We start from the raw sequence: 26,808 nt of genomic DNA on the forward strand, positions 1-26,808 counted from the left end.
TACCCTACTAGGCATTATTTATATAAATTTCTTAAGCTAAATCAAGCACAATTTCTTCGCCTATTTCAGTCAACAGAGACTTAGCGTTTTCAATGGCTTCGCTTTTTGATACTTTATCATTTACAAGGGAGAAAACCTTTTTCAATCCTAAGGCTTCGGATTCCTTTTCAGAAAGCTCATTTATGCCACAGACGGCTATTACAGGAGATTTTGTTTTTTTACATATTCCAGCTATTAACTTTCCGGAAAGTGTTTGATGGTCTAATTTCCCTTCGCCGGTTATTACCAAATCAACATCCGTCAGTTTTTCATCAAAGCCTATGATATCCATTATGGTCTCTGTTCCTGGAAGAATCTCAGCATCAAAGAAAGCCGACATTCCTGCTCCTACACCACCTGCGGCTCCTCCACCAGCTAATTGACTTACATCTTTGCCTAAATCTCTTTTAATAATTTCTGACAGGTTGCGTAGTCCATTGTCTAGTCTTTCTATAGTAGCTTCATCTGCACCCTTTTGAGCAGCAAAAATATGTGCGGCACCATTTGGGCCATAAAGCGGATTATTAACATCCACTACTATTTTGAGTTTGAAGTCTAATTTCTCTTCTGGCGGAACAATCTTCTTAATCTGAGACAAACCTTCGCCAATGGTCAAAACCGACTCGCCAGCCTCATCTAAAAACTTATAGCCCAAAGTTTGAGCCATGCCTATTCCTCCATCATTTGTGGCTGTGCCACCTACAAAAAGATAAACTTCATCCACTCCGTTTTTAACGGCATGCTTTATTTGCTGCCCTGTACCGTAAGACGTGGTAAACTCAGGGTTTCTTTGCGATTCCTTTATTAAATGCAGTCCACTAGCCGCTGCCATCTCTATATATGCAGTCTTACCTTTTTTCAAATAAGAAGCCGTGGTGGTACGCCAAAATGGGTCTTTAACAAATTGTTTTATTTCCTCCCCTTGTAAAGACTCGTTAATAGCCGTTAAGGAACCTTCGCCGCCATCGGCTACAGAAACAACCTCCACATTTATTTCTTGATTTTTATTTAGGATCCCAGCCTTTAAGGCTTCACCTACTTCTTTTGAGCTTAAACTTCCTTTAAAGGAATCGGAGGAAATGAGTATTTTCATAGTATTAATTGTTCGGGCAAAGAACAGCAATGAATTAGTGAAAAGTTCAGTTCTGTCTACTTTGTCAACTAGAATCAGCTAGCAAGCTTGTGAAAGGCAACTTATTAGGTTTAAATTGCTTCCATTAATAAAAAACCCTATTACGAAATGAGAAAAAACTTCCTAACCCTTTGCCTTGCCCTCTTCACTTTGGGTGCCTTTGCTCAAAATGAATTTTATGAACTTAGAGTTTACTCTATGAAACGTGGTGGGCCAGCTTCTGGACTCCATAATTACCTTGAAAAAGCATTAATGCCTGCTTTAAACAGAGAGGGTGTAAAAAACATTGGCGTTTTTGAAGAATACGGCATGAGCCAGCCAGCCAAATTTTATCTTTTAATTCCTTATGCTAGCATGAGCTCATATGAGACTATTCATGCCAAATTAAAAACAGACAAAGCCTTCATTAAAGACTCCAAAGAGTACAACCAACTTTCGCAAGAAGCTTTTCCTTATGGCAGAGTTGAAGTATCTCACTTTAGAGCTTTTGACGGCATACCTAAGCTGATAAAGCCTGCTAGCGGTTCTATGCTTTTTGAATTAAGAACCTACGAAAGCTACAGCGAAGATGCCGCCAGAAGAAAAAGAAAAATGTTTAACGAGGGCGAAATAGAGATTTTTGAAAAGACAGGCTTACATTCTGTTTTCTTTGGAGAGAAACTAGCCGGTCCACAAATGCCAGCTTTAACTTATATGTTGGCGTTTAAAGACATGGAAGAGCGTGATGCCAATTGGGCAAAATTTGTCTCTCATCCAGACTGGAAGACTATCTCTAGTTTAGACGAATACGCTAACTCAGTTTCTGATATCAAAAGAACATTTTTAAAGCCTTTGGGTTATTCGCAGTTGTAAAACTTTCAAGCAAAGCCTTTAAAACCAAAAACGCCAATCAACATTTCTGCTGATTGGCGTTTTTTATAGCTCAAATATTAAGAGATTATTTCGCTCCCGGAGGGCAATTCTCTTTCAAAAACTTGGTAAACATGGTTCTTAAATGAAGTGAAGTCCCTTCGCCTTCTCTAATGCTATGTGTACGGTTTGGGTATTCAAAAAACTGAAATTGCTTATTATACTTCACCATTTCGTTAATTAGCATTTCGGCATTTTGATAATGCACATTATCATCACCACTTCCATGAATGTAAAGTAAGTTTCCTTTAAAACCCTGAACATGATTTATTGGAGAACCTTCCACAAAACCAGCTAAATCTTCCGGCGGAACACCCATATAACGCTCTTGATAAATATTGTCATACGTCAGTTGGTTTCCTACGGCTGCTACCGCAATACCCGTTTGATAAATATCTGGGTATTTGAAAAGTAAATTTAGCGTAGTACTTCCACCACCAGACCAACCATGAACTGCAATTCTTTCTGAGTCAATAAAATCATATTTTTTCATCAATTCCTGAGCAGCTTCTGCTTGGTCTTTGATATTAATAATCCCAATGTTTTTATAAATAGCTTTTCTCCACGCACTTCCTTTTGGAGCAGGAGAACCTCTTCCGTCTACCGATATATAGATGTATTCGTCATCTGCCATGTTTCCTGCATATAAACGATTTTTACCAGCTGCGTAATTATCTAAAGCTGTTTGGCTAGCAGGTTCAGCGTAGACATAAAAAACAGTTGGGTATTTTTTAGCTGGGTCAAAGTTTGTTGGTAAAGCCATCCAACCTTGAATATTAACACCACTTGCCGTTTCTACTTCTACAAACCTGATATTAGATGCCGCTTTTTTAGCTGGGTCTATTTTGCTATTTACCCCGTTGGCTTCATCCAGTGCTTTATGGTCTGGAAGCGTTACCCATTCCCTTACAGGATTAGTATAATGATTATGAAATAGGTGGCTTGCAAACTTGCCATTGGCAGACAATTGGTAAGAGTTCGTTCCCTCTTGGTTCATTGGCGTAATACGCTCCGCCTTACCTTTTGTTCCTACCGAAACTCTATAAAGGTATCTTTGCATAGCATTATCTGGAGACGCCGTAAAGTACACATAATCCGTATTTTCATCATACATCAGTGGGTCTATTACATCATAATCGCCATCGGTAACTAAGCTAACATTCTTACCATCTCTTGATATTTTGTATAAGTGATTCCAGCCATCTTTTTCAGACACCCAAAGAAACTCTCTTCCGTCATTTATCCACTCCCATCCTGCAGGGTTATCATCATGCCAAATGGTACGAACATCTACCCAAGCATCGTCTGTTTCTTCAAAAATAGTTTTGGCTTCACCAGTTTTCACATTAGCATACATAATTTTAGATACTTGCTGCTTTCTATCTAACTGCTGCACCATAATTTCATCAGAGCTTCCAGCCCACTCCATTCTTGGGATATAGTGTTGTTTGCTATCACCAGGGATATTCATCCATTTAGTTTTTCCTTTTTTAACATCCATCACACCTATTCTACATGCAGATGGGTCTTCGCCTACTTTCGGATATTCTATCGGAATTACTTTAGAATAAATATCATCGGTATTATTAATCATGTTGAAGTCTTTGATACCCGATGCATCCAATTGCCAATAAGCAATCTTTTTACTGTCTGGACTCCATCTAAAACCGTCATAACAGCTTAATTCTTCTTCATAAGCCCAGTCAAATGTTCCATTGATAAGTTTTGGTTTGCCATCAGTTTTGGTCAATTGCTTTATTTTCCCTGAGGCTATATCTTCCACATAAATATTCCTGTGGCTCACATAAGCTGCTTTTTGACCGTCAGGAGAAATTTTGGCAAACATTAAAGTTGCCTCTGGCAAAGTTTTACCCAATTGCTTTAGCTCATTGCTTTGCAAATTCAAAATCCAATAATCTCCTCTGGTTTCATATCGCCAAACTTTTTTGGAATTCGTGAATATTAAAAGTTGACTTTGGTCTGGAGTAAAAACAAAATTTTTCAATTCTAGCGGCTCAGATTGACCTTTAGGTATAAATCGGTCTGCAGCTATCACTGGCGTGTATTCTTGGGTTTTGAGGTCAAACTTCACTATAGCTCCCTCATTCTCTAAGTAATAAGCGTCGCCCTCTGGAGTCCACTTAGTGCCACTTCCTGGCTGAGCGTAAAGTGCTAAATTACAAAATGTTAAAAATAGAAAAAGTCCTAAAAACTTGGCTTTCATAGATGTTACGTTGATAAGTTAATGGCACAAAACTAATAAAATAAGGCTCAATTCTGATGTCTTATTGATTGCCACCGAAACAATTGGTTTGTAATTTAATCAGAATAACTATTTTTGGGGTCATAACAGAACCACCTTACAAGGAAACCTAACAATGCGAATAGCAGTTTTAAAAGAAACAAAAGACTACGAAAACAGAGTAGCTCTTACACCCGATGTTGTAAAATCTCTAGTAAAAAAGGGCTTTGACGTATGCGTTGAAACAGGCTCTGGATTAAAATCTTCCTTTTCTGACCAAGGGTATATAGATGCAGGTGCAAGTATTGCAAAAAATACAAAAGAAGCCTGTCAATCTGATATCATCTTAAAGGTTAACTCCTTTACGGTAGAAGAGGTAAGCATGTTCCCAGACGCTTCGGTATGCATGTCGTTTATGTATGCTTACACCATTCCTGAAGTTTTAGAAGTGATGAAAAAGAAAAACATCTCTTCTTTCTCCATGGATGCGGTACCACGTATTTCTAGAGCCCAAAAAATGGATGCCTTGAGCTCTCAAGCCAACCTTGCTGGATACAAAACGGTGCTTCTTGGAGCCAATGCTCTAGGAAAAATTTTCCCATTAATGATGACCGCGGCAGGAACCATTACTCCTTCTAAAGTACTAATATTTGGAGCAGGAGTAGCGGGCTTACAGGCCATAGCTACCGCCAAAAGATTAGGTGCTGTGGTAGAGGTCACCGACGTACGTCCAGAAACCAAAGAGCAAGTAGAGTCTCTTGGTGGCCGATTCTTAACCGTAGAAGGTGTAGAAGGCGTCAAGGTAGAAGGAGGATACGCTAAAGAAGTATCTGCAGAGTTTTTACAAAAACAAAAGGAGCTTATTCAAGAAAAAATCAAAGACGCCGATATCGTGATTACCACGGCATTGGTGATTGGTAAAAAAGCTCCGGTTTTGGTTACAGAAGACATGGTAAAATCTATGAAAACGGGGGCCGTTATAGTAGATATGGCTGTGGAGTCTGGCGGAAACTGTGAAATAGCCGAAATGAATAAAACTGTAGTAAAACACGGCGTTACCATTATAGGTGAATCTAATTTGCCATCGCTTCTTCCTATTAATGCTAGTCAGCTTTATGCTACTAACATCAGTACTCTATTGCTACACTTAGCAGACAAAGATGCTTTCAAATGGGAAATGGAAGAAGAAATAACCAAAGGCTCTCTTATCACGCATAAAGGTGAGATAGTCCATGGGTTTACAAAACAAATTTTAGGAATTTAAGGTGTCTGATGTTAGGTACTGTTGGTTCTAAAAACAACATCTAACATCCCGCATCTGTCAAAAAATAATTATCATGACAACAGAATCGCTAATCATACTTTTTTACATTTTGGTTTTGGCCAGCTACTTGGGTTTTGAGTTAATCACCAAAGTACCGCCAACACTTCATACGCCGCTAATGTCAGGGTCAAATGCTATTTCAGGTATTACCATGGTAGGAGCTATTTTGGCCTGTAACGAATTAGGCTATGGCACATTCAGCAAATGGCTGGGCATGCTCGCCTTAGTATTAGCCACCATTAACGTGGTAGGTGGATACACCGTAACCGACAGGATGCTTAAAATGTTTAAAAAGAAAAAATGAGGTTAATGGTTTAAGGTAAAACTTAAAACCAAACGAAAAAGAATAGATAATGAATACATATATACAAATCGCTTACCTGATAGCCTCTATACTCTTTATAATAGGCATCAAGAAAATGGGTAAAACGAAAGAAGCCCGTTCAGGAAATCAATTATCTTCACTAGGAATGCTGATAGCTGTACTGGCTACGGTAGTTCAAGTAGAAGCCGTCTCTTTAGTAGAAATTTTAATTTGTGTGGTAATAGGTTCTGCTATTGGCTTGTTCATAGCCTTCAAAGTAGAAATGACCCAAATGCCAGAAATGGTAGCCCTTTTTAATGGTTTTGGTGGACTTGGTTCATTGGCCGTGGCTTTATCATTTTACTGGTTAAACTCTCAAGAGTTAAATGCAAATATTGACGCAATTACCAGTACCAGTACCGCTTTAAGTATTTTTATTGGTGGTCTTACTTTCACAGGTTCCATCATTGCCTTTTTAAAGCTTAACGGAAAAATTTCTGGTAAGCCAATCACATTTGGCGGTCAGCATTTACTCAATCTTATTTTACTGCTTCTAGCTATTGCGGCATCTGTTTTTGCTATTATCAATCAAGCAGACACTACTTATGTTATTGCTTTGGTGGCCTTATCATTGCTTTTAGGTATTTTGACTGTATTGCCTATTGGAGGAGCAGATATGCCAGTAGTAATTTCATTGCTCAACTCTTATTCTGGAATGGCCGCCTGTGCTACAGGTTTTGTTTTAAATAACAATGTCCTTATAGTTTCGGGTGCTTTAGTAGGTGCTTCAGGAATCATCTTGACCCAAATCATGTGTAAAGCCATGAACAGGTCACTTGTCAATGTATTGTTAGGTGGGTTTGGTCAAACAGTAAGTGCCGACGGTGGCGATGCTGACGAAATTCAAGTAAAAGAAGTAGGTGTAGAAGAAGCGGCTATGCTTTTTGATTCTGCGTCTTCTGTAATTGTAGTTCCGGGTTATGGTATGGCTGTAGCACAAGCTCAGCACGTTATTCGTGAATTAGCGGAGCAGTGCGAAAAAAGAAATATCGAATTCCGATTTGCTATTCACCCAGTGGCTGGTCGTATGCCAGGTCACATGAACGTACTTTTGGCTGAAGCCAATATCTCTTATGACAAGCTTATTGAAATGGACGAAATCAACGGTGATTTCCAAAACACAGACTTAGTATTTGTGGTTGGAGCCAATGACGTTGTTAATCCTGCGGCAAGAGAAAATCCTCAAAGTCCTATTTACGGTATGCCAATCTTAGATGCCGATAAGGCAAGAACGGTTATTGTAAGTAAGAGAAGTATGGGTAAAGGTTATGCTGGGGTTCAAAACGAACTATTTGGTTATGACAACTGCCTAATGCTCTTTGGTGACGCTAAATCAACTATTGGTAAGTTGGTTGGTGAAATGAAAGAGATGTAAAAACAAATTCAATGTCTTGATTTAAAGGTTACAACATACAATAGAAGTTTTAGCTAACTTTGTGTGTCAAACTTTTAAATCAAGACAAATGAAAATAGCCCTTATTCTTATCGCTTTGGTGCTCATCGGCCTGCTTGCCATGAACTTCACCACCATCAAAAATTTATTATCCAACAAAAAAGAAGTGGCTACCCTACCAGAAGATGTAGAAGTTTTAGGCTCTTTTTATGACTTTAAAATGAAGTCATTGACTGGTCAAGAGATTGATTTGTCACAATACAAAGGGAAAAAAGTTGTGGTCATGAATGTTGCATCTAAATGTGGCTACACGCCTCAATATGCCGACTGGCAAAAATTCCATGAAGAACATGGAAAAGACATTATAGTGCTAGGCTTTCCTGCCAATAACTTTGGAGCACAGGAGTCAGGTTCAAATGAAGAAATTGCCTCTTTCTGCCAATTAAACTACGGAGTTAATTTCCAAATGTTTGAAAAGATAGATGTGATTGGTGAAAACCAACACCCACTTTTTCAATGGTTGAGCAAAAAAGATTTAAACGGCTGGAATGATAAAGCTCCAACTTGGAACTTCTGTAAATATGTGATTAACGAAGAGGGTAAAGTAACACATTTCTTTGCTTCTAAGATAAAACCAGAAGACGCAGAATTTAAAGCTGCTGTTGGACTTTAGTAATTATTTAAACCTAACTCCTCTGATATATCTCGACGAAGTTTCGACAAAGCTTCGTTTCCTAAATCTTCCTCTGATATTGGGCTGTTATAAACTATGCTCTTCAGTTCGCTTAAACTTGAAAAAAGCGTTCCTTCAAATTGATGGTAAAGATTAGAAATGTAAGAATCAGAATACATTATTTCCTTTTTAATTAGCTCAGAAACAACACTTTTGTGGCCTTCATATACCTGTTCTAGAGCAAGATCACCTATATTATTTAGGATTTTAGAATTACTAGTTTTAGTAAATTTAATTTCAAATGCATCGGTTTTACCAAAATAAAAGTCAGAGCCAAATCCTTTGTTGATTTTAAGAGAGAATCTGCATTCATCTCCAAACCCTGAATCATATGGATTGATATGACTAAAAAATTGCCAATCCAAGGACCCTTTAAAGCTTGAGTTACAAATATTGCAGCATGGGATTAGATTATAGAGAGATAACGAGAGGTACGGATATGTATTCTTATTATAGAAATGATCAAAAATAGGCCTAGTTTTCTTAGGATTGCCGGTTTTATTAATTGTAAATGTATACTGACGATTACAATAAGGACAAACATTTACATGAAGATTTTCTGCTAGACTGTACGCATTATATAGCCTTGAACGCGAAAAAGATTCATAGTTAAAAACTTTTTTTAAGTTTAATTTATCCTCAGAATTAAGCTTCCCCTCTAGATAATCAACTATTTGACTTAGCGTTTCGGGATCCCCAACTAAGATTTCCCTCAAAGAGTATTTCTGCAAAATTACTTGTTTAACTTTAAGATACTTATCAAGCCTATTAGACACAATGGTAAATAGACCTTTTATATGGTCACTTTCCAATAAGTTCAAGTCAGGACTCTTTATTTTTATCATTTTGACCAGATTTTAACATAGCAATTTCCCTCTCTACCTTGGCCTTAAAACCTTCCAAAGCTAAAATTCTATCATTTACTTTCAAATTTATTTTCTCTTGATAGAGCTCCATTATTTTTTTTCGTAGAATTGGTTCTCCCACCATGGGAATGATAATTTGAATTTCTCGTTTTCGCTGTTCCGATAGAATATCATCGGGAGAAATAAGGTCATCAATAATTTGGTCTATCACCTTTTTTGCGAAATCTCCCATTAAACCATCCCTCATGAAAAACCCATCATACAGTAAGCTATGAATATTCGCACCAAAGGTCATTCGTTTATCCTGAAGAGGATTTCTAATGACAACACTTTGATTATTGTTATCCCTTTGTAAAAATATAATATTGTTATTTGGTATGTCTGATAAAAGAAAAGGGGAATGTGTAGTTAAGATAAATTGAAATGAAGAAATATTAAAGTCTTCGAATGACAGTGGTGTATTTTCTATGATTGTGCTTATAAATTGTTTTTGCCAGTTTGGATGCATGCCAATTTCTCCTTCATCTATTAAAAATATGAGATGATTTATAGGGCCTTTAACATGACCTGGACCTTGGACTTCTTGTCTGTACTTTATAGTATTTCTTAAAGAATGAAATCTTGAGAATATCCTAAAAAGAGACAATTCCCCAGAACTCAAACCACGCCAACTAAAAGAGATAAAGGGTCTACTATTGTGAACAAAATTTGAAGGCATTTGAATTTGTTTATAATTCTGCAATAAACCCTTATAGAGCTGATCATAATACTTATTTGAAGAAATGTCAATTTTCACTTCAATAGCTTTACCGTGACCTCCCTCCAAATCGTGATAGAGATATGAATGCTCTGGAATGGAAACCTGAACAATCTCTAATTCTAATAAATCTTCAAAATCACTAACGAGTTTGGTAGCATAGATAGACCATGCATCTATCTGTATTTCATATTTATTTCCTTGATAGTTATCGTCTTCTAAAATCCATTTTCCTAAAAAGAATTCAAACCAATTATCAATAGGTTCATTTTCCCACCTATCTCCGAAGCTAAACCATTGAATGGGTCCACTTGAACTAATATTGGGAGCGGAAAAGGAATTCACAAAACAAAGAATAATGTTCCACTTGAAAAGAAACTTGGCATACTCCTTTGGGTTAATCAATAATTCTAACTGGCCATTCAACTTCGACCTTTCAAACTTATTTGATAAATGCTTAGAAAGAAAAACATCTAAAATATGATAACTAGAGGAGTCTCCATACATACTTTGATCTTTTGAAAGCTCCTTCAAATAGAATAACTCATTATATATATTTAACTCTAGTGATAAAGTTTCAGGAAGCTTAAATTTTAACTTTTGATAGTTATTCTCTTTAAAAACAAAATCCAATTGGTCAAAAATTTCGGACAAATATTGCTCAAGATTATTGGCAATAGGAGAACTTGCATTTCGAAGGTTTCCAGAATTAAATTCACCTGCAATATGCTTAATTCCGTAAATTAAAGAATTAGTAGATATGTCAATTTCACTTCCATATGGCAGCAGAATTGACTTTGGGCTCTCAAAAGAAAAATCCAAAAAATTGGAATATTTTACAAATAATGTGTCATGCTGTTTGAGTTCAGTTCTCTTCTTTAATTTATAAGGAGACTTTGGCGATAAAGCGATATTATTCAACAAGTCTACCTCATTACAAATAAGCAAAAAAATGTCTTTAACTTTGAAAATCACGAATGTTGCTTCACTAACATTAAGCAGGCTAGATTTACCGCTACCATTTTCTCCCACTATTACAGATAGGTTCGATATCTTATTACCGAAAAGAAATGGTAAATGAGATTTGTTTTTAGAGGCTAAAATAAACTTTGATTGGGGATCATAACCTATCTCATATTCTGTGCTCAAGTTTACGCCCTGGTTCTTTAAACATCTATAATTTTCAAACCAAACAAAAACTAATTCCATAATTTCGAATAAAAGGAAATTGAAGATAATAATGATTAAAATTGAAGATACGGAATCGCATAGTATTTTTGCCTGAAAAACAGCTAATATGAATAAATGGATTTCTGCCGCTAGGCCACGAACGCTTCCTTTAGCTCTTTCATGTATACTAATGGGTAGCTTTTTAGCTGCCTATGCTGGTGCGTTTGATTGGATAATTTTCGGATTAGCCTGTCTAACGACTATTTTGCTTCAAGTACTTTCAAATTTTGCCAACGACTATGGCGACACGCAAAACGGTGCAGACTCTTCTGAAAGAGTTGGACCAAGCAGAGCTGTCCAAACTGGTGAAATAACATCGACAAGTATGTTTAAAGCAATTGTGGTTTTCGGAATACTCTCTTTAGCTTCTGGAACCGCCTTGCTATACTATTCTTTCAAATCAGCCGACTCTTCCTTATTCTTTGGCTTTTTAGGACTTGGTTTATTATGCATTTTAGCGGCCTATACATACACAGCAGGTAAAAAACCTTACGGCTATGCTGGTCTTGGTGACATTTCTGTATTGCTATTTTTCGGCTTAGTAGGTGTGTTGGGAAGCAATTTCCTTTTCACAAAATCATTTGACATTTACAACATTCTTCCAGCTCTAAGCTGTGGTCTTTTAGCCACTGGTGTTTTGAATTTAAATAACATTAGAGATATCAAATCTGACATTGCCGCCGGCAAAATGACAATTCCCGCACGAATGGGGAGAGAGAAAGGACTTATTTATCATACTTTTTTACTGGCTCTAGCGGTCATTCTTATTGTCGCTTTTGTAATACTAAAAGGAGACATTTCCTTTTGGTTTTTGATTAGCTTTCCTCTTTTTGCGTTTAATGTTATCCGTGCCCACAAACTTCCAAATCCCGATCCACTTTTAAAGCAATTGGCACTTTCAACCCTGTTTTTTGTTCTATTATTCGGGGTTTCGGTACTATTTTAACCAATTTTTAAGATTTCATACCACTTTTATCTTTTTGAAATCTTAATTTTGACATATACCTTTTCTAATAAAAAAATGAAATTAAGATTACTACCTTTCCTACTTCTCATTGTATCTATCTCTTATGGTCAGCAAACCGCTGCTGATTATTTTGAGCAAGGCGTTAACAAAACCAAAGTTGGAAACTTTACTGGAGCACTTTCAGACTTCAGCAGAGCCATTTCAATGAACCCTGAAAACTCTCAGAGTTATTATAACCGTGGCTTAGCAAAACAAGCTTTAAAAGACCACCGTGGAGCCATACAAGATTTTGATAAAGCGGCGAGCCTCAACCCTCGTGAGCCTATGGCTTACCTTTATAGAGGTATTAGCAAAACAGAACAAGGCGAGCCAAGAGCTGCCGTTCAAGATTTCAATAGATGTATTGAATTAAACGCTGAAGATTCTTACGCTTACCTTCAAAGAGGCTTTACCCTTAGCAAGTTAGACGAATATAGAAGTGCTATTTCCGACTTCAATAGAGTTATTGAACTTAACAGTGATAAGAGTAGCATGTACCAAGCTTTCTTTTCAAGAGGTTTATGTAAATCTAAACTAGGTGATTTCAAAGGCAGTATTTCGGATTACTCTAAGTCTATTGATATCAACCCTAAGCGTTCTCAAACTTTTGCCGAAAGGGGGTTTGCCAATGTGCAAGTTGGAGAATTTGCTCAGGCCGTTTCTGATTATAACGAAGCTTTAGATTTAAACCCACAAGATGCTGATGCGTTTTATTTCAGAGGTTTTGCAAAAGCTAAATCCGGAGATTATACTGGTGCGAAAACTGATTTTGATGCTTCACTAAGATTAGAGCCAACCAATATTAAAGCTTTATACGGTAGAGGGTTTGCTTACACCAAACTTAATAATCAAAGAGCTGCTATTCAAGATTTAACGAAAGCAATAGAATATAACAATCCAGGTTTAGAATCTAAGTTTGAGTATTCGCCTAACATGCCAGAAAAGAAATTGGCATCATTAAGAAATGCAGTTACGGACGAAATAGAAATTAGCACATTTTCAGAGAATAGGTCTGACGCATATTACTTAAGAGGCATTGCGGAGTTTAAAAGTGGACATAGTAAAGATGCTTTATCTAATCTTAGCACTGCTATCGATTTAAATCCGACCATGGCTCCTGCTCACTTTGCTCGTGGTTTGGTTCGCTCTGCAGAAGGTTTACAGCGTGAAGCCATCATTGATTTAACTAATGCTATCGACCTCAACGAATTCTATAAAGAGGCTTATTACGTTAGAGGCTTAATAGAGCATGCTCTTGGCTACTCCGACAAAGGTTGCTTTGACCTTAGTAAATCAGGCGAACTAGGATATGTGAAAGCGTATGAAGTTATTAAGTATTACTGCAATTAATATACATAAAGATGAAGAAAGTATTTTTAGTTTTTGGCCTATTAATTTTAGGTCTATCCGCACAAAGCCAATCTCTTGATGGCATGTTAGACAATGTTTTGTCATTACAAAAATCAGGAGACAAAAAAGGACTTAGCTCTGCTATTAGTCAGTTAAGCTCAGGTATAGAAACTGAAGCAAATGACACAGGTGGCGATTTTAAAGCTGGGCTTTTGAGCCAAGCTGCTAACTTAAGCAAGTTGGCTCCTTTAGCATCTAAAGGAATGGTGAAAGAAGGTCCTTTGAAAAAAATCATCAATACGGTGAAATTAATGCTGGGTGCCAACAGAATTGGCAATATGCTTGGCGGCGGAGGCGGCCTAATTGGAAAAGCAAGTGCTCTTAAGTCTGGTTTAAGTTTAATGCAAGGTGGCTCTTCTATTTTAGGAAGTAAGTCTGGTGGATTAAACGACCTTATTGGTGGTGCTATGGGAAATGTCAATAAGCTTGACGGTGGCGGACTAGCTGCTAAAGGAGCTGAGAAAGCTCTTCCTAATCAATTAGGCGGAATCCTTAGCATGGCAAAGGGAATCCTTTAGGAAAAGATATATGCTAGAAATGAGACTCAATCAGCAATGGTTGAGTCTTTTTTTGTTTAAGCTGAGCTGACTATAGACTGGTCAATGTCCAATCCACAAAACTATTCATAACTTCTTTCCAATGAGCCTTATCTTGATTGATTTTTCCATTTTCATCAAACTCGAAAAAATTGTGATTAAGACCAAGCTGTCTTTTGAAAGTTAGATTCCCCTTATTACCTCTTATAAAGTACAGGGGAATAATGTCACATAGTTCCGCTGATACATCATTAGTTCCGTAAGTAAGATATATGGGAATATTTAATGAGAGCCAATCATCAACTAAGGGCTCTGAAAAAGTATTCCAAGATTTTAGTTCTGGATGCCTTGCCAGTGAATCACTATTGTTCGCCATTTTATAAAATTCATAATTCTCATTCATAACGGCATCCGCCTCTTTCCATGCTATTTTGCCCATTTCTGCATCCTTCCTAGCTCGACGAATAAATTCATCTATTCGTCCAAACGGATTTGGAGAAAACAGACCCAAATGTGTTACCGTTTTGTTCTCAATAGCCAACTGGGTAGCAATTTTCGCACCTTGTGAATGCCCAGCGATTATAAGATTTTCGCCATTAACCCAAGTCTGTTTCCTTAAATACTCCAAAACGATATTCCCACGCTTTACATAATTTTCAAGGTAATCTGCCTCTATAAACCCATCAGTTGGTATTCCCGAGTTTTGAGTAAAATTATAATTTGAATTAAGTTCTGATTTCTTCGCTTTTACAGGTGTTTTAGGCATTGAAATAACCACCAAATGATAGAATCTCTTAATGTATTCTAAATCAAAATTAGATATACCACCCCCAGCCATAAACCAACCAGAATCTTCGAACTCTATAAATAGCGGTATTGGCTGCGAACCTTGACAAAAAAGAAAAACTGGCTTTTTAACAGATATAGATGTGTCTGCTAGAATAAAATCAATTCTATCCCCTTCAATGGCTAATTGAAAGTATAGAGCTTTATCTTCAATCGGTTCAAAATTCTGAGAAAACGAGAAGAAAGGAAACAATAAAGCTAAAAGAGTTAATCGCATATTGAGGTCAGTGAATTGGTGAGTAATCTCCGACAATTTACACTAGACGGAATCAATATTACATTCCTAAAACCTATTTTAAGAAACTTTAAGCCTCTGCTTTCCTACTAACAAACCAAGCCCATAAAATAAATAGAAACTGAACTGGAAGGCGTACAATAGCGGCCTCGTGGCTTCCTATGGCGGGCGTTTCGGCAAACACGTCCATAACGTGTAGTGGCAGGAATATTAACATCAAAATCAAGACTCCGAGAGCCGCCTGATATCTAAATTTTGGAATCACAAGCCCGATACCAAGAATAATTTCTAGCAAACCCGAACCATAATTAATAAAGTTTGTAGGGAGAAAGTCAGGAATAAAAGGGACATACATGGCTGGCTTCAAAAAGTGATTTACACCACCATAAATCATGAAGGCTGCCATCAGATATGTGAGAATACTTTTAAAGATTTTCATTTTGTGCTATTAAGTTAATGACTAAAACCATGATGTAATAATCCAATATAAGCAGAAAAGCATCTAGTCCAGCACTTTCTCAAAACAGACGCTATTTTCTACGCCTTCGTATTGACCATAATTAGGAATCAGGTCATACCCATTTTTGGTATATAGAGCCACAGCGTCTTCTTGCCTTTTGCCAGTTTCTAGTAAGCATTTTTTATAACCTAGCTCCTTAGCCCAATTTTCTAAATCCTTTAGTATGGCAGTCGCAGTTCCCATATTCCTTCCTTTTGGATTTACAAACATCCGCTTTACCTCCATACTGCTTGGGTCAAACTGCTTTATGGCTCCGCATCCAACAGGAATCTCATCTTTATAAGCTACTATGGCATGCTGAATCTTATCAATCTTGTTGTATTGACTGTAAAAGGCGTGGTCGTCCCCGTCTATAATAGCGAGCTCTTTATCAAGAGCGGCTACTAAATTAATAAAGTCAAGGTTATCAGATGTGGTACGTGTTATAGTAATCATGGTGTTTATCTAGCGACTTACTTCCAACAAAAATATAAATTAGAATCTTTTAAGAAATGATTCCATCAAAAAATTGGGTTATCTAAAAGTCTCGTAGGGACGCAACATCGGTAGAGAAAAAAGAAGAAAACACAAATCGAAAAAGTCCCGCTAGGGACGCAACATCCGTAGAAAAAAAAGAAGAAAACACAAACCGAAAAGTCCCGTAGGGACACAACATCGGTAGAAGAAAAGAAGGAAACAATACCAAAAAGTCCCGCTAAGGACGCAACAGCGGTAAGCCCATCAAAACACATTAATATCCCTCACGAATAATCTACCGATTTAAATACGAATCGCTTATCATAATCGACCTCAAACGCATCCAAAAACTCTTCATATTCTTGCTTGAACGTTTTCTTTTCGTGATGCTTTTCTTGATTTTCAATATAAGTTATCACCGCAGGAACCAGAGATTTGCTATAAGAAAAGGCACCATAACCTTCTTGCCAAGAGAATTTACCTTTAACCAGTTCATTTTTATTAATCCACAAAGACGAATGCCCTTTTACATCTTGCATCAAATCTGAAAGCGACTGTGTTGGCCGCATCCCAAATAAAACATGAACATGGTCCGGCATTCCATTTATTGCCAATAATTTATGACCGTTGGTCTGAATTATTCCTGTGATATATTTATATAATCCGTCTTTCCATGAATTGGAAATAATACTTTCTCTGTTTTGGACAGCGAAAACCGCTTGTATATGTATTTGTGTGTATGTGTTGGACATGATTTTATGAATGTTGGTGAAATGTTTGTGGTTTTGGCGTTGTTCTCATTCTACCAATATGACGTCCCTAACGGGACTCTCTTCGTGCTTCTGAAATGTTCTCTACCGATGTTACGTCCCTAAGGGACTTTTTTGATACCTACATAATCGCCTGTCTTACCGAGGTTGCGTCCCTAATGGGACTCCTTTTGTGCTTCCGAAATGTTTTCTACCGATATTTTCGTCCCTAGCGGGACTCCCTTTTATTCCTCACACATTTCTTCCGAGCTACCGAGGTTGCGTCCCTAGCGGGACTTTCTTAATGCTTCCGAAATGTTTTCTACCGACATAACGTCCCTACCGCACTTTTCCTTTTTATCAAAAACCTACGATTGGGCAATCATTTTACGCGCATCCAATTTAAAACCTACCAAGCTATTCTGGATATCTTGGATGGCATTATAGAGCAAATCTGAGACTGGTCTGTCTGTTGGGTTTAGACTACAGACGAAATGCCATACTTCGAAAATGTCTTCTGGCTTGATGTTATATGGCAAATAGGCTTTATTATCCGAATGAAACTGAATGGTTCCGTCTGCCTTGGTGGTGTTATAAAGTCTTTTATAAACTAGGCCGTCGTTTTGCGTAAGCACCACATAGGTGTCGCCATCTTTTATGTCGTCTATGTTTTCTACGTACTTTCCTATTACGTAAGCTCCACTTTCTAGTGGCGGCATAGAGTCTCCCTTTATAGGGAAAGCTCTAAATTTTCCACTAGTGGCATAAGGTAAACTTATACGAGGGAGGTTTTCTATAAATTCTTCGTCAGCATAACCATCTAGATAACCTGCAGATGCTTTTAGTGGCACTAGTTCTATCAAGTCATTTTGGTCTTGGTCTACCATGACGGGAAACAGGATTCGGTTCCCTCCTATCTTTAGTAAATCACGAAGGTCTTGCACCTTCGTCAGGTCTATTTTCACAAGAGAGTCTACCGAAATATTGAAATAATCTGAAAGCTTAATCAGCATATCAATAGGTGGTGCGGCTCTGTGCTCTTCCCATGAGCTCAAACGAGAACGTGTGATACCTAGCTGCTCCGCCATGTTTTCTTGGGAGAAACCTTTCAAATGGCGTAAATGGGCGATGTTCTTACAGATTTTTTTCATAACGTTCTCTTGCAATAATATTTAGCACAAATCTGCTAAAATTTTATGCTATGTGCAAAAAATGATAAAAAACTTAGCAATTCCCTCCTGCGTAAGCCGGCTTAGGGATAGAGCGGCATGTTTGAGCCCGATAGGGCGAGTAGCGAAAGCCCGACCTGAAAGGTAAGCCCCAAATAAATAGTAATCTACTAGGTTCGATAAGCCAAAGTGTTTCCTTTTTTAGATATTTGAAAGACTTCATATGCAGCATTGGCAAGCAAATTGATACTTTTACATACTATGCGTAATGATTTACTCCGTTTTGGGGTTATAACAAGACCATTAAGACTCTATTAATCGATTATGAAGAAAGCGATTTCGCCAATTATTTTCCTTCTTTTGGCATCTTTTGTGTCCTTTGGACAAATTCTGAAACCTACTACTTGGTCGTTTGACACCAAAAGTGGCGAGGTAAAAGTAGGTGAGACCATAAACTTAGAATTTAATGCCACCATAGATAAGGGCTGGTATTTATACTCCTCTGATTTTGCCCCCGATTTAGGGCCAATAGTAACGGAAGTAAAGTTGGAGCCAAACGACTCATATGAGCTGGTAGGTGGAATTACGCCTATTCATCCTAAAAAGAAATACGACGATATTTGGGAGGGTGACATCACTTATTTTAAGGAGAAAGGTCAGTTTATTCAGAAGGTAAAAATTCTTAAACCTAATGCTAAAATAACGGGAGAAATCTCTTTTCAAACCTGCACCGATGTGGACGGAAGGTGTGTAAACGGGAAAGAAAAATTCGTTTTTAATGTTAAAGCGGCGGCAGCATCTGCTGTAGTGCCGGTGCCCGACGAGCGGGAAACTGTAGCAATATCGACCTCGGTAGAGGAGGAAAAAGAAGCAGCCGATGAGGTAATGGCAAGCTTAGATACTGAAAATACTAAAGAGAACGAAGCTGTTTTAGAGCAGGGAACGGAACCAGTAAACACCGACAAACCTGCTGCTGTACCTAAGGAAGAAGCCGATACATCTATTTTCACTTTTCTTTTAGGAGCTTTTGGTGTGGGATTCGCGAGTATTTTTATGCCGTGTATTTTCCCGATAATGCCTATTACGGTGAGTTATTTCACAAAACAGAAAAACGGAAAAGTAAAGGCTGTTTTTTACGGTTTTTGTATTCTTATTATTTTTTCATTGATGGGTTTGGTGACCATGTCATTAGGGCCAACATTCTTGAATTTTCTGAGTACACACTGGGTTCCAAATCTTATCTTCTTTATCATATTTATTCTATTCGGAATCTCTCTTTTGGGGGCTTTTGAAATAGTGCTGCCGCATGCTGCAGTCAATAAGATTGACGCTATGTCTGACAAAGGGGGCTTTATCGGCATCTTTTTTATGGCGTTAACGCTGGTTTTAGTTTCGTTTTCTTGCACAGTTCCACTGGTAGGAAGCTTGCTGATACTGTCTGCCAAGGGTGATGTTTGGCGTCCATTTTTAGGCATGCTTGCCTTTGGACTTCCTTTCGCATTAGTTTTTGGTGGCTTGGCTTTCTTCCCTGAGTATTTAAAGAAATTGCCAAAATCTGGTGGCTGGTTAAACGAACTCAAAGCCGTTTTTGGATTGGCAGAATTTGCCTTGGCTCTTAAATTTTTAAGCAATATTGACCTTACACGTCACTGGGAATTAATTCACAGAAACTACTTCTTAATGTTCTGGATATTGATTTCTGCTATGATTACGCTTTATATCCTCGGTTTTTTAAGACTTCCAAAAGATTCTAAAGTAGAGAAAAGGTCTTTCTCTAGGTGGGGTTTTGCGGCTCTGTTTTTTGCGTTTACGCTGTATATGGTTCCTGGACTGAGTAATAAGCCTTTGAGTTTATTGTCGGGAATTTTGCCTCCTATGCCTGTAAGCAACATAGCTACTAAGCTAGAGCATCCTAAAATGAAACAGCTCCCTCATGGCTTGCAGAGTTTTAAAGATTATGATGATGCCTTAGCTTATTCGGCCGAAGTGGGCAAACCTGTTTTGATTGACTTCACGGGTTATGCTTGTGCTAATTGCCGAAAAATGGAAGAGTTTGTTTGGCCAAAGCCTGAAGTACTAAGTCGTCTTCAAAATGATTTTGTGATAGCTTCTTTATATGTGGATGATAAGGCCGAACTGCCTAAAGAGAAACATTATGTTTCTACCTATGATAATGAGCTAAAAACCACCGTGGGTGGCAAAAACATGGATTTAGAAATTACGATGTTCAATAATAATGCTCAGCCATATTATGTCATAGTAGACTCTGAAGGAAATACATTAATGGAGCCATTGGGCTACTCTACGGAAGAGGAATTTGTGGCGTTTTTAGATGAGGGGAAGGGTAAGTATTAGGAGCTCACCCAGCCCAGTTCTCCCTATCCAAACTTCTACATTGAATAGCTTCTGCTAATTGTTCGTTTCTGATGTTTTCAGAACCTGCCAAATCGGCTATAGTTCGGCTTTTTTTAATCATTAATTTTGTACTTAATTGTGTTTTGGGTCAACCTGAGCCGTGTTAATAACATCAAAGAATGATCAATTTTATCAAAGAGGCTTTGGAAGGTATCTACATACTTTACAATGACCCTAAAAAAAGCGAAAGCGAAGTAAAAGGTAATATCAAGTTTGTATTTCCTCTACCAATGTTTTTTCTGTTTGGAGGGTTGGGAATTCATATCATGCTAGACATTCCGCTAATAAATGGACTTATTACTGGCTCTAAAAAACTTGTTTTTGTTTCGGGAGTAATTTTCAACTCTTTGGCTTATCCAGTTTGTTTCCGATATTTCATTCCTTTACTTAAGCCGGATGAGATTGATATGTCAAAGAAAAACAGGAAGATTTGGATGTTTATTTTTTACTTTTTTGGCTGTTTTATTTTGATGACCATACTAGCTTGGCTTACTAATTATACCCGAGCAGATGAATTTAGACAATAGAGAAGTAAAAGCTCTGACTTTTATAAGGAAGGGGTGGATTTAGGACAATCTACCCCTTCTACTAATTCCAAGCAATTGAATAATCACTCAGCCTAGTCCTCTGTCTAATCTTTTGAACTGGTTTATTCAAGGAACTGATTTTTATTGTAATTGAAAGACTATAGGTATTCTGTAATACAATCTAATTAGGTTCCCATCTCTATTACCCGGAATCCATTTCGGCATAATACTTACTACTCTTTTTGCTTCCTCATTCAGTAAAACGTTTTCACTTTTGGTGATTGAAACATCTCCAATCGAGCCATCTTTTTCGATTACAAATTTCACGAATACTTGTCCTTCAATATTCCTTTTTCGTGCAGCCTTTGGGTATCTAGTTCTATTTGAAATAAATGAATACATTTCTCTAATTCCTCCCTTGAAAGCAGGCTCTATAAAACTACTTTCATCCCCATTCTCTTTAAAATATTTTGAGAAAATTAACCTCCCAGTTTCTATATTATATTCATGAATAGCATCTACCTGACCATTTCTATAATAGTGTATTTCTTGGACGAATTTTTCTTTTGTATAATAGTGCTTTGAACTTTCCAAAAAACCATCCTCTGAATAATATCTAAATTCTCCTATTTCATTTTCATAGCCTGAATCCATATATGTTCCGGTCATTTGAACGCGTCCATCTATGAAATGGTCATTCATTTGCCACAAACTATCATTTACTTGATACCTTATACTGTAATATTTGGCATCGTTTTTCGTGGTTTCTGCCCAATTTTCATCAAAATACAGTCTGGTTGTATCCGTCTGAGAAAAAGATTTAAAACTAAAAATGAAAAGTAAAAAAAATAGTGGTTTCACAACGACAACTGATTTAAAATGATTTAATAACTAAAATTTTACTTCTACCCAGCCCAATTCTCCCTATCCAAACTTCTGTATTGAATAGCTTCGGCTAGTTGTTCGTTTCTGATGTTTTCAGAACCTGCCAAATCGGCTATAGTTCGGCTTACTTTTAAGATTCTGTCGTAGGCTCTTGCACTTAGGCCTAGTCTTTCCATTGCTTTTTTAAGTAAGGCTTTTCCTGCATCATCTATCTGGCAAATTTCTTTGACCATTTCTGCAGGCATCATGGCGTTTGAATGTATATCTGGATATTCCTTAAAACGTTCTATTTGTACTTCGCGTGCTTTAACCACGCGTTCTCTAATTTCGGCAGAGGTTTCATTTTTTCGTGTAGATGAAATCTGGTCAAAACTCACGGGGGTAACCTCCACATGAAGGTCAATTCTGTCTAAAAGTGGACCTGAAACTCTATTCAAATACTTTTCTACCGCTCCCGGAGGGCAAGTACAGTCTTTCTCTGGATGATTATAGTAACCGCACGGACAAGGATTCATACTGGCTATCAGCATAAAACTAGATGGAAACTCTACCGAAAGGCGAGTTCTAGAAATACTTACTTTTCGCTCTTCTAGCGGCTGACGCATTACTTCTAAAACGGTACGCTTAAACTCTGGCAACTCATCTAAAAAAAGCACACCATTATGTGCTAAAGATATTTCACCAGGTTGTGGAAAACTTCCGCCACCTACAAGAGCAGCGTCAGATATAGTATGATGAGGGTTTCTAAAAGGTCGTTTGGAAATCAATGTGGCTTTTCCGCCAAGCTTCCCAGCCACCGAGTGAATCTTGGTAGTTTCTAAAGCCTCTGCTAATGTTAAAGGAGGCAAAATAGATGGTAACCTTTTTGCCAACATCGTTTTTCCTGCTCCAGGAGGGCCTATCATGATGGCATTATGACCACCTGCCGCCGCTATTTCCATGGCTCTTTTGATATTTTCTTGCCCTTGAACATGAGAAAAGTCGGCCTCATAATTATTAACCGTATGCTGAAAAATCTCTCTTGTATCTGTAACTAAAGGCGTAATCTCTAGTTCTCCTTTTAAATAACGAACAGCTTCGTCAAGCGTTTCCACGCCTATCACATCTAATTTATTAACAATAGACGCTTCTTCCGCATTTTCCTTTGGCAGTATAAAACCTTTCTTCCCTTGAGCTCGAGCTTCAATAGCAATCGGAAGCACACCCTTGATAGGCCTTAAGCTTCCATCTAAAGCCAATTCTCCCAAAATTACGTATTCAGATATGTCTTTGGCATAAGTAACCCCACAAGAAATATTGATTAGACATAAAGCTATTGGCAAATCATAGGAAGAGCCTTCTTTTCTGATATCGGCAGGAGCCAGGTTTATAACCGTTTTCTTTCTATCCTGATTATAGCCCTCATTTTTCAGAGCAGCGTCTATTCTTTGAAGACTTTCTTTTACCGCATTATCAGGCAAGCCCACTACATTGGTTCCTGCACCTTTAATAATACTAATTTCTACCGTGATAAGTGTGGCACTTACGCCGTAAACGGCTGCACCAAAAGTTGTTGCCAGCATTTGTGGTTTAATTTAATTATCCCAGAGCCATTCTTCCCCCAAAATAAGTTCGTTTTTCAGGTTTTGAGCAATGAGGTAATCTCTGGTTTCCTCACTGGTTTTCCTTTTAGGAAGACTATTAGAATTAGCCAGAGCATAAAGCATCATGGCCGTATATTTAACATTATTATCTAGCTCTTGTTTGTCTATCAACTCTATATCATCACAATCTGCATGATAACAGTTAAGAGCCGCTCGGCTTAATTGACCTACGGGCGAGCAAACTGGGATTCCTTTTACCATAAATGGTGCATGGTCGCTATGCAGTCCTGCCGCATTACGATTTTTATTCAAATACCCTTTGTCAATACTTTGAATCTCCTTTCCTATACTATTAAAAAGGCGGTTTAACTTATCATTGCCGAAGGCGTTAAAACCATGAGCGTCATTTATCATGTCTAGATTCATCATTAAAGCCACATCTGAAATGCTTCCGTCTTTCTCAGCTTTTTCAATATAACTTTTAGAGCCTAGCAAACCTTGCTCCTCTCCCATAAAGAGCACAAACTCAATAGGGCGTTTAGTTTTCAAATTCAATTCCTTGAAAACCCTAGCGACATCTAAAACGGAAAAAGCACCTAAACCATTATCAACAGCTCCTTGAGCCAAATCCCAAGAATCCAAATGCCCACCAATCACAATTTTCTCTTTGTTATACTTCCCTTGCCCTTTGTGCTTCGCAACTACATTTCTAGCCCTTACAGGCTTATTGTAATTAAGCATTTCAATGTGAGCTTCTAAATTATGTTCCTCACTAATCCATTCTCTAATAGCTTTTCCGCTTTCTAAAGAAATACAAACTGCAGGAATTGAAATTAAAGAACCTGTAACCGATGCCGTTCCAGTCAAAAGCACACCGCCTTCTACCGAATTTGCAATCATAACGCCAACTGCTCCATGCTTTATCGCCAAAGCGGTTTTCTCAGAACGATGTAAATTCTTTTGTCCTTTATTTTCTTCTGATTGAATATTAATATTGAAAAGAGCCACTTTTCCGGCTAAGATATCTTTGACTTTGTCAAAATCAGCATCCAAACCATCAAAACAATCTACAATAGGAGCTGTTACATGAGCCGCTTTGGGCGAGTGAGCCAAAGAGACCACACTAACTTCTCTAAAATTATCACTATTACTAGGTACTATAGAAAGAGAAACCCTATTTCTTGACCATGACTCTACCTCAAATGGGGAATAGCTTACATCCGAATAGCCAAAAGCCTTAAAGGTATCAAAAGCAAAAGTCTCTGCCTTTTTCCCATTTTCAGAACCAGTAAGACGATGATTGGTAAGGTTGATAACCTCTTGAAGCTTTTGGTAGCTCGCTCCTTTTTCTGAAACGTTATTCGCTATCCGATTAAATACAGACATTCTCTTTTTGCTCGAATCTGTAAAAGAAGCAAAAACAAAAAAGAGAATAACCAGCGATGTAAAAGTGCCTTTGTTCATAAGAAATATTACCCGAATTAAGTTTTTTCTTGATGAAAAACCTATTTCCTAGCATATATTTGATTGTTAACGGCAGTTATATCCACAGTTTGTCGTCAAATCGTACGAATAAAGTGACCTACATTTGACTTTTCCGTTTTTTTTTGTGAATCTTCGCGAAACGTGTCCTCGTTTAGTATATCTTCCCCAAATAAAAAGAATTGTTTTTAAGGTCAATTTTGTTAAAAATTGATTTTTCACCGTAACTTTGACTTCAATAAGTTTATTTTTGTCAGTTGTAATCCGTTATTAGAAATTTATACTATTAATTAGAACACATGAAAAAAGGTATATTCGCTTTTATCGCTGTTTTAACTTTAGCAAGCTATTCTGTAAAAGCACAAGATACTTGTAAGGTTTGTAAGCCATTCCCTTGGGAAATTGGAGTCCCAATAGGCTTAACACAATATTTTGGAGACGTTCACTGTAGCATGCCATATGCAGCAGGAAATAGACTCATTGGTGGCGTATTTGCCAGAAGACATCTTAGCGATTATTTCGCAGTTCGTCCTCAAATTTTAGCTGGAGGCTTAGCAGGAAATGATTTTTCTCAGCCAGACGGATACTGGGATTACAGAGGTTTGAAATTTAAAACTCCTTTAGTGGAGGCTTCTATTCTTGGAGAGATATATCCATTTAAAGAAAGAAGCATTACCTGCGAAGGTATTACAAGAAAAACATTAGCTCCTTATCTTTTTGGTGGTATTGGTGTAACATATACCAATCCTACCGTAGAAGTACAACCAGGAACTACATTCCCTCCTTTACCACGTGATATTGCAGCTGACGCAAGTAGCCTTAAAAAATGGGCTGCCGTAATTCCTTTTGGTTTGGGTGCGAAATGGAACTTAGCCGAGCGATTTACACTAGGTGTAGAAGGTGGCTATAGATATTCTCTTTCAGATTACTTAGACGGAATTAGCATGGCTGCAAACGACCAACGTAATGATGGTTACTTTGTAGGTCTTTTAATGGGTTCATATAGATTTGGGGATAAGGATAGTGACAAAGACGGCACTGTAGACAAATGTGATATCTGTCCAGACGTTCCTGGTCTTCGTAAATTCCAAGGTTGCCCTGACACTGATGGTGATGGCGTTCCTGATAACATTGACGCATGTCCTACTTTAGCAGGCCCAGCTTCACTTCAGGGTTGTCCTGATGCTGACGGTGATGGTATTGCCGATAAAGATGATGAGTGCCCTACTCTTTACGGTTTAGCTGCTCTTAATGGCTGTCCTGATAGAGATGGCGACGGCGTAGCTGACAAAGATGATGAGTGTCCAGATGTAGCTGGTGTTGTAGAATTAAACGGTTGCCCTGACACTGATGGTGACGGTATTGCTGATAAAGATGACAATTGCCCTAACTCTCCAGGTCCTGCAGCTACTAACGGCTGTCCTGATGCTGATGGTGATGGTGTAGCTGATAGCGAAGATGATTGCATAAACGTAGCTGGTGATGCAGACGGTTGCCCAGACTCTGATGGTGATGGCGTTCCAGATAACAAAGACCTTTGTCCTGACGTACCAGGTTTAATTTCAAACCAAGGTTGTCCTGAAGGATACGTTAACGGTGTAGCTCCTGCTTTAGGATACAAAACTGCTAGCGGATGTGAAATCACAGCTTCTGAACTAGACGAATTAAATTATGCTGCACAGCAAATTGAATTCTATAGCGGAACTAACAAATTACGTCCATCTTCTTACAAGTCTCTTCAGAGAGTTTGTGATTTACTAGCTAGATGTTCTGATGCTGCTATTCATGTAAATGCTTACAATGACGGTGCTTCTTCTTCTAGCAATATTAGATTAGCAAAACTTAGAGCTTGTGCTATTTACACGTACTTCTTACAAAAGAAATGTTTAACTAAATCTAGAATCTCTTATGACGGATTTGGTGACGAAGATACAGCCAGCTATTATACTAATGCTGACGGAAAGAGAACTGGAACAAGAATTGAGTTCTTGTTAAAATAA

Annotated in this window: 23 protein-coding genes and 1 pseudogene; 11 read left to right on the forward strand and 13 right to left on the reverse strand. The window is 37.8% G+C overall.

Annotated elements, in window-relative coordinates:
* Positions 1–31: 31 nt before the first annotated feature.
* A complete protein-coding gene (locus AC0L6O_RS20970) occupies positions 32–1,132 on the reverse strand; it encodes a glycerate kinase (RefSeq protein ID WP_473305134.1) in 1,101 nt (366 codons plus the stop codon).
* Positions 1,133–1,279: 147 nt separating this feature from the next.
* Between AC0L6O_RS20970 and AC0L6O_RS20975 the strand changes: the two genes are divergently transcribed.
* Positions 1,280–2,023, forward strand: coding sequence for an NIPSNAP family protein (locus AC0L6O_RS20975; protein WP_473305135.1), 744 nt, complete (start codon positions 1,280–1,282; stop codon positions 2,021–2,023).
* A gap of 85 nt (positions 2,024–2,108) precedes the next feature.
* On the opposite strand, the gene AC0L6O_RS20980 is transcribed toward AC0L6O_RS20975, so the two are convergent.
* Positions 2,109–4,304 carry a S9 family peptidase gene (locus tag AC0L6O_RS20980; protein ID WP_473305136.1) on the reverse strand — a complete coding sequence of 732 codons (2,196 nt, stop codon included), beginning with the start codon at positions 4,302–4,304 and terminating at the stop codon, positions 2,109–2,111.
* A 154-nt stretch (positions 4,305–4,458) separates the two neighbouring features.
* Here AC0L6O_RS20980 and AC0L6O_RS20985 point away from each other — a divergent pair, with 154 nt between their 5' ends.
* The 4 genes from AC0L6O_RS20985 (at position 4,459) to AC0L6O_RS21000 (ending at position 8,076) form a co-directional block, all read left to right on the forward strand.
* Positions 4,459–5,586: a Re/Si-specific NAD(P)(+) transhydrogenase subunit alpha gene (locus tag AC0L6O_RS20985; RefSeq protein WP_473305137.1), complete on the forward strand. Its 1,128-nt coding sequence runs from the start codon at positions 4,459–4,461 to the stop codon at positions 5,584–5,586.
* Positions 5,587–5,659: 73 nt separating this feature from the next.
* Positions 5,660–5,950, forward strand: coding sequence for an NAD(P) transhydrogenase subunit alpha part 2 (locus AC0L6O_RS20990; protein ID WP_473305138.1), 291 nt, complete (start codon positions 5,660–5,662; stop codon positions 5,948–5,950).
* Between the two features lie 49 nt (positions 5,951–5,999).
* On the forward strand, positions 6,000–7,385 hold the full coding sequence (locus AC0L6O_RS20995; protein ID WP_473305139.1) for an NAD(P)(+) transhydrogenase (Re/Si-specific) subunit beta: 1,386 nt from the start codon (positions 6,000–6,002) through the stop codon (positions 7,383–7,385).
* A gap of 88 nt (positions 7,386–7,473) precedes the next feature.
* Positions 7,474–8,076 carry a glutathione peroxidase gene (locus AC0L6O_RS21000; protein ID WP_473305140.1) on the forward strand — a complete coding sequence of 201 codons (603 nt, stop codon included), beginning with the start codon at positions 7,474–7,476 and terminating at the stop codon, positions 8,074–8,076.
* Here AC0L6O_RS21000 and AC0L6O_RS21005 read toward each other — a convergent pair.
* Positions 8,073–8,981, reverse strand: a complete 909-nt coding sequence (locus AC0L6O_RS21005; protein ID WP_473305141.1) for a hypothetical protein — start codon at positions 8,979–8,981, stop codon at positions 8,073–8,075. The genes AC0L6O_RS21000 and AC0L6O_RS21005 overlap by 4 nt on opposite strands.
* The gene (locus AC0L6O_RS21010) at positions 8,959–10,791 is read right to left on the reverse strand and encodes an AAA family ATPase (protein ID WP_473305143.1); all 1,833 of its coding nucleotides are present in this window, start codon (positions 10,789–10,791) and stop codon (positions 8,959–8,961) included. The genes AC0L6O_RS21005 and AC0L6O_RS21010 overlap by 23 nt, the downstream gene beginning before the upstream one ends.
* Positions 10,792–11,056: 265 nt before the next feature.
* Here AC0L6O_RS21010 and AC0L6O_RS21015 point away from each other — a divergent pair, with 265 nt between their 5' ends.
* The 3 genes from AC0L6O_RS21015 to AC0L6O_RS21025 all read left to right on the forward strand — a co-directional run bounded on the left by AC0L6O_RS21015 (position 11,057) and on the right by AC0L6O_RS21025 (position 13,923).
* Positions 11,057–11,935: a 1,4-dihydroxy-2-naphthoate polyprenyltransferase gene (locus AC0L6O_RS21015; protein WP_473305144.1), complete on the forward strand. Its 879-nt coding sequence runs from the start codon at positions 11,057–11,059 to the stop codon at positions 11,933–11,935.
* 75 nt (positions 11,936–12,010) lie between these two features.
* Positions 12,011–13,345, forward strand: a complete 1,335-nt coding sequence (locus AC0L6O_RS21020) for a tetratricopeptide repeat protein (protein ID WP_473305145.1) — start codon at positions 12,011–12,013, stop codon at positions 13,343–13,345.
* Between the two features lie 11 nt (positions 13,346–13,356).
* Positions 13,357–13,923 (forward strand): hypothetical protein, encoded by a 567-nt coding sequence (locus AC0L6O_RS21025; RefSeq protein WP_473305146.1) that lies wholly within the window; start codon positions 13,357–13,359, stop codon positions 13,921–13,923.
* Positions 13,924–13,993: 70 nt separating this feature from the next.
* On the opposite strand, the gene AC0L6O_RS21030 is transcribed toward AC0L6O_RS21025, so the two are convergent.
* From AC0L6O_RS21030 to AC0L6O_RS21050, 5 genes are all read right to left on the reverse strand, one after another.
* Positions 13,994–15,004 (reverse strand): alpha/beta hydrolase family protein, encoded by a 1,011-nt coding sequence (locus AC0L6O_RS21030; protein WP_473305147.1) that lies wholly within the window; start codon positions 15,002–15,004, stop codon positions 13,994–13,996.
* 88 nt (positions 15,005–15,092) lie between these two features.
* The gene (locus AC0L6O_RS21035; protein WP_473305148.1) at positions 15,093–15,461 is read right to left on the reverse strand and encodes a DoxX family protein; all 369 of its coding nucleotides are present in this window, start codon (positions 15,459–15,461) and stop codon (positions 15,093–15,095) included.
* Between the two features lie 63 nt (positions 15,462–15,524).
* A complete protein-coding gene (locus AC0L6O_RS21040) occupies positions 15,525–15,977 on the reverse strand; it encodes a GNAT family N-acetyltransferase (RefSeq protein WP_473305149.1) in 453 nt (150 codons plus the stop codon).
* A 305-nt stretch (positions 15,978–16,282) separates the two neighbouring features.
* Positions 16,283–16,750, reverse strand: coding sequence for an IS200/IS605 family transposase (gene tnpA / locus AC0L6O_RS21045; RefSeq protein ID WP_473305150.1), 468 nt, complete (start codon positions 16,748–16,750; stop codon positions 16,283–16,285).
* 365 nt (positions 16,751–17,115) lie between these two features.
* The gene (locus AC0L6O_RS21050) at positions 17,116–17,898 is read right to left on the reverse strand and encodes an XRE family transcriptional regulator (protein ID WP_473305151.1); all 783 of its coding nucleotides are present in this window, start codon (positions 17,896–17,898) and stop codon (positions 17,116–17,118) included.
* Between the two features lie 342 nt (positions 17,899–18,240).
* Between AC0L6O_RS21050 and AC0L6O_RS21055 the strand changes: the two genes are divergently transcribed.
* Positions 18,241–20,271 carry a protein-disulfide reductase DsbD family protein gene (locus AC0L6O_RS21055; RefSeq protein ID WP_473305152.1) on the forward strand — a complete coding sequence of 677 codons (2,031 nt, stop codon included), beginning with the start codon at positions 18,241–18,243 and terminating at the stop codon, positions 20,269–20,271.
* Between the two features lie 4 nt (positions 20,272–20,275).
* Here the strand turns inward: AC0L6O_RS21055 and AC0L6O_RS21060 are convergent.
* Positions 20,276–20,392 (reverse strand): annotated as a pseudogene (locus AC0L6O_RS21060) (magnesium chelatase subunit ChlI family protein); the annotation flags it as partial.
* A gap of 58 nt (positions 20,393–20,450) precedes the next feature.
* On the opposite strand from AC0L6O_RS21060, the gene AC0L6O_RS21065 reads away from it, so the two are divergent.
* A complete protein-coding gene (locus tag AC0L6O_RS21065) occupies positions 20,451–20,858 on the forward strand; it encodes a hypothetical protein (protein WP_473305153.1) in 408 nt (135 codons plus the stop codon).
* A gap of 141 nt (positions 20,859–20,999) precedes the next feature.
* Here the strand turns inward: AC0L6O_RS21065 and AC0L6O_RS21070 are convergent, their stop codons facing one another.
* From AC0L6O_RS21070 to AC0L6O_RS21080, 3 genes are read right to left on the reverse strand one after another with little or no spacing between them, the layout of a single operon-like run.
* Positions 21,000–21,719: an energy transducer TonB gene (locus AC0L6O_RS21070; protein WP_473305154.1), complete on the reverse strand. Its 720-nt coding sequence runs from the start codon at positions 21,717–21,719 to the stop codon at positions 21,000–21,002.
* 44 nt (positions 21,720–21,763) lie between these two features.
* Positions 21,764–23,305, reverse strand: coding sequence for a YifB family Mg chelatase-like AAA ATPase (locus AC0L6O_RS21075; protein ID WP_473305155.1), 1,542 nt, complete (start codon positions 23,303–23,305; stop codon positions 21,764–21,766).
* A 12-nt stretch (positions 23,306–23,317) separates the two neighbouring features.
* Entirely contained in the window at positions 23,318–24,790 is a 1,473-nt protein-coding gene (locus AC0L6O_RS21080) for a M20/M25/M40 family metallo-hydrolase (protein ID WP_473305156.1), read from the reverse strand.
* 317 nt (positions 24,791–25,107) lie between these two features.
* Here AC0L6O_RS21080 and AC0L6O_RS21085 point away from each other — a divergent pair, with 317 nt between their 5' ends.
* Positions 25,108–26,808, forward strand: a complete 1,701-nt coding sequence (locus tag AC0L6O_RS21085; RefSeq protein WP_473305158.1) for a DUF6089 family protein — start codon at positions 25,108–25,110, stop codon at positions 26,806–26,808.

Source organism: Arcticibacterium sp. GJ41-1, from assembly GCF_055808875.1.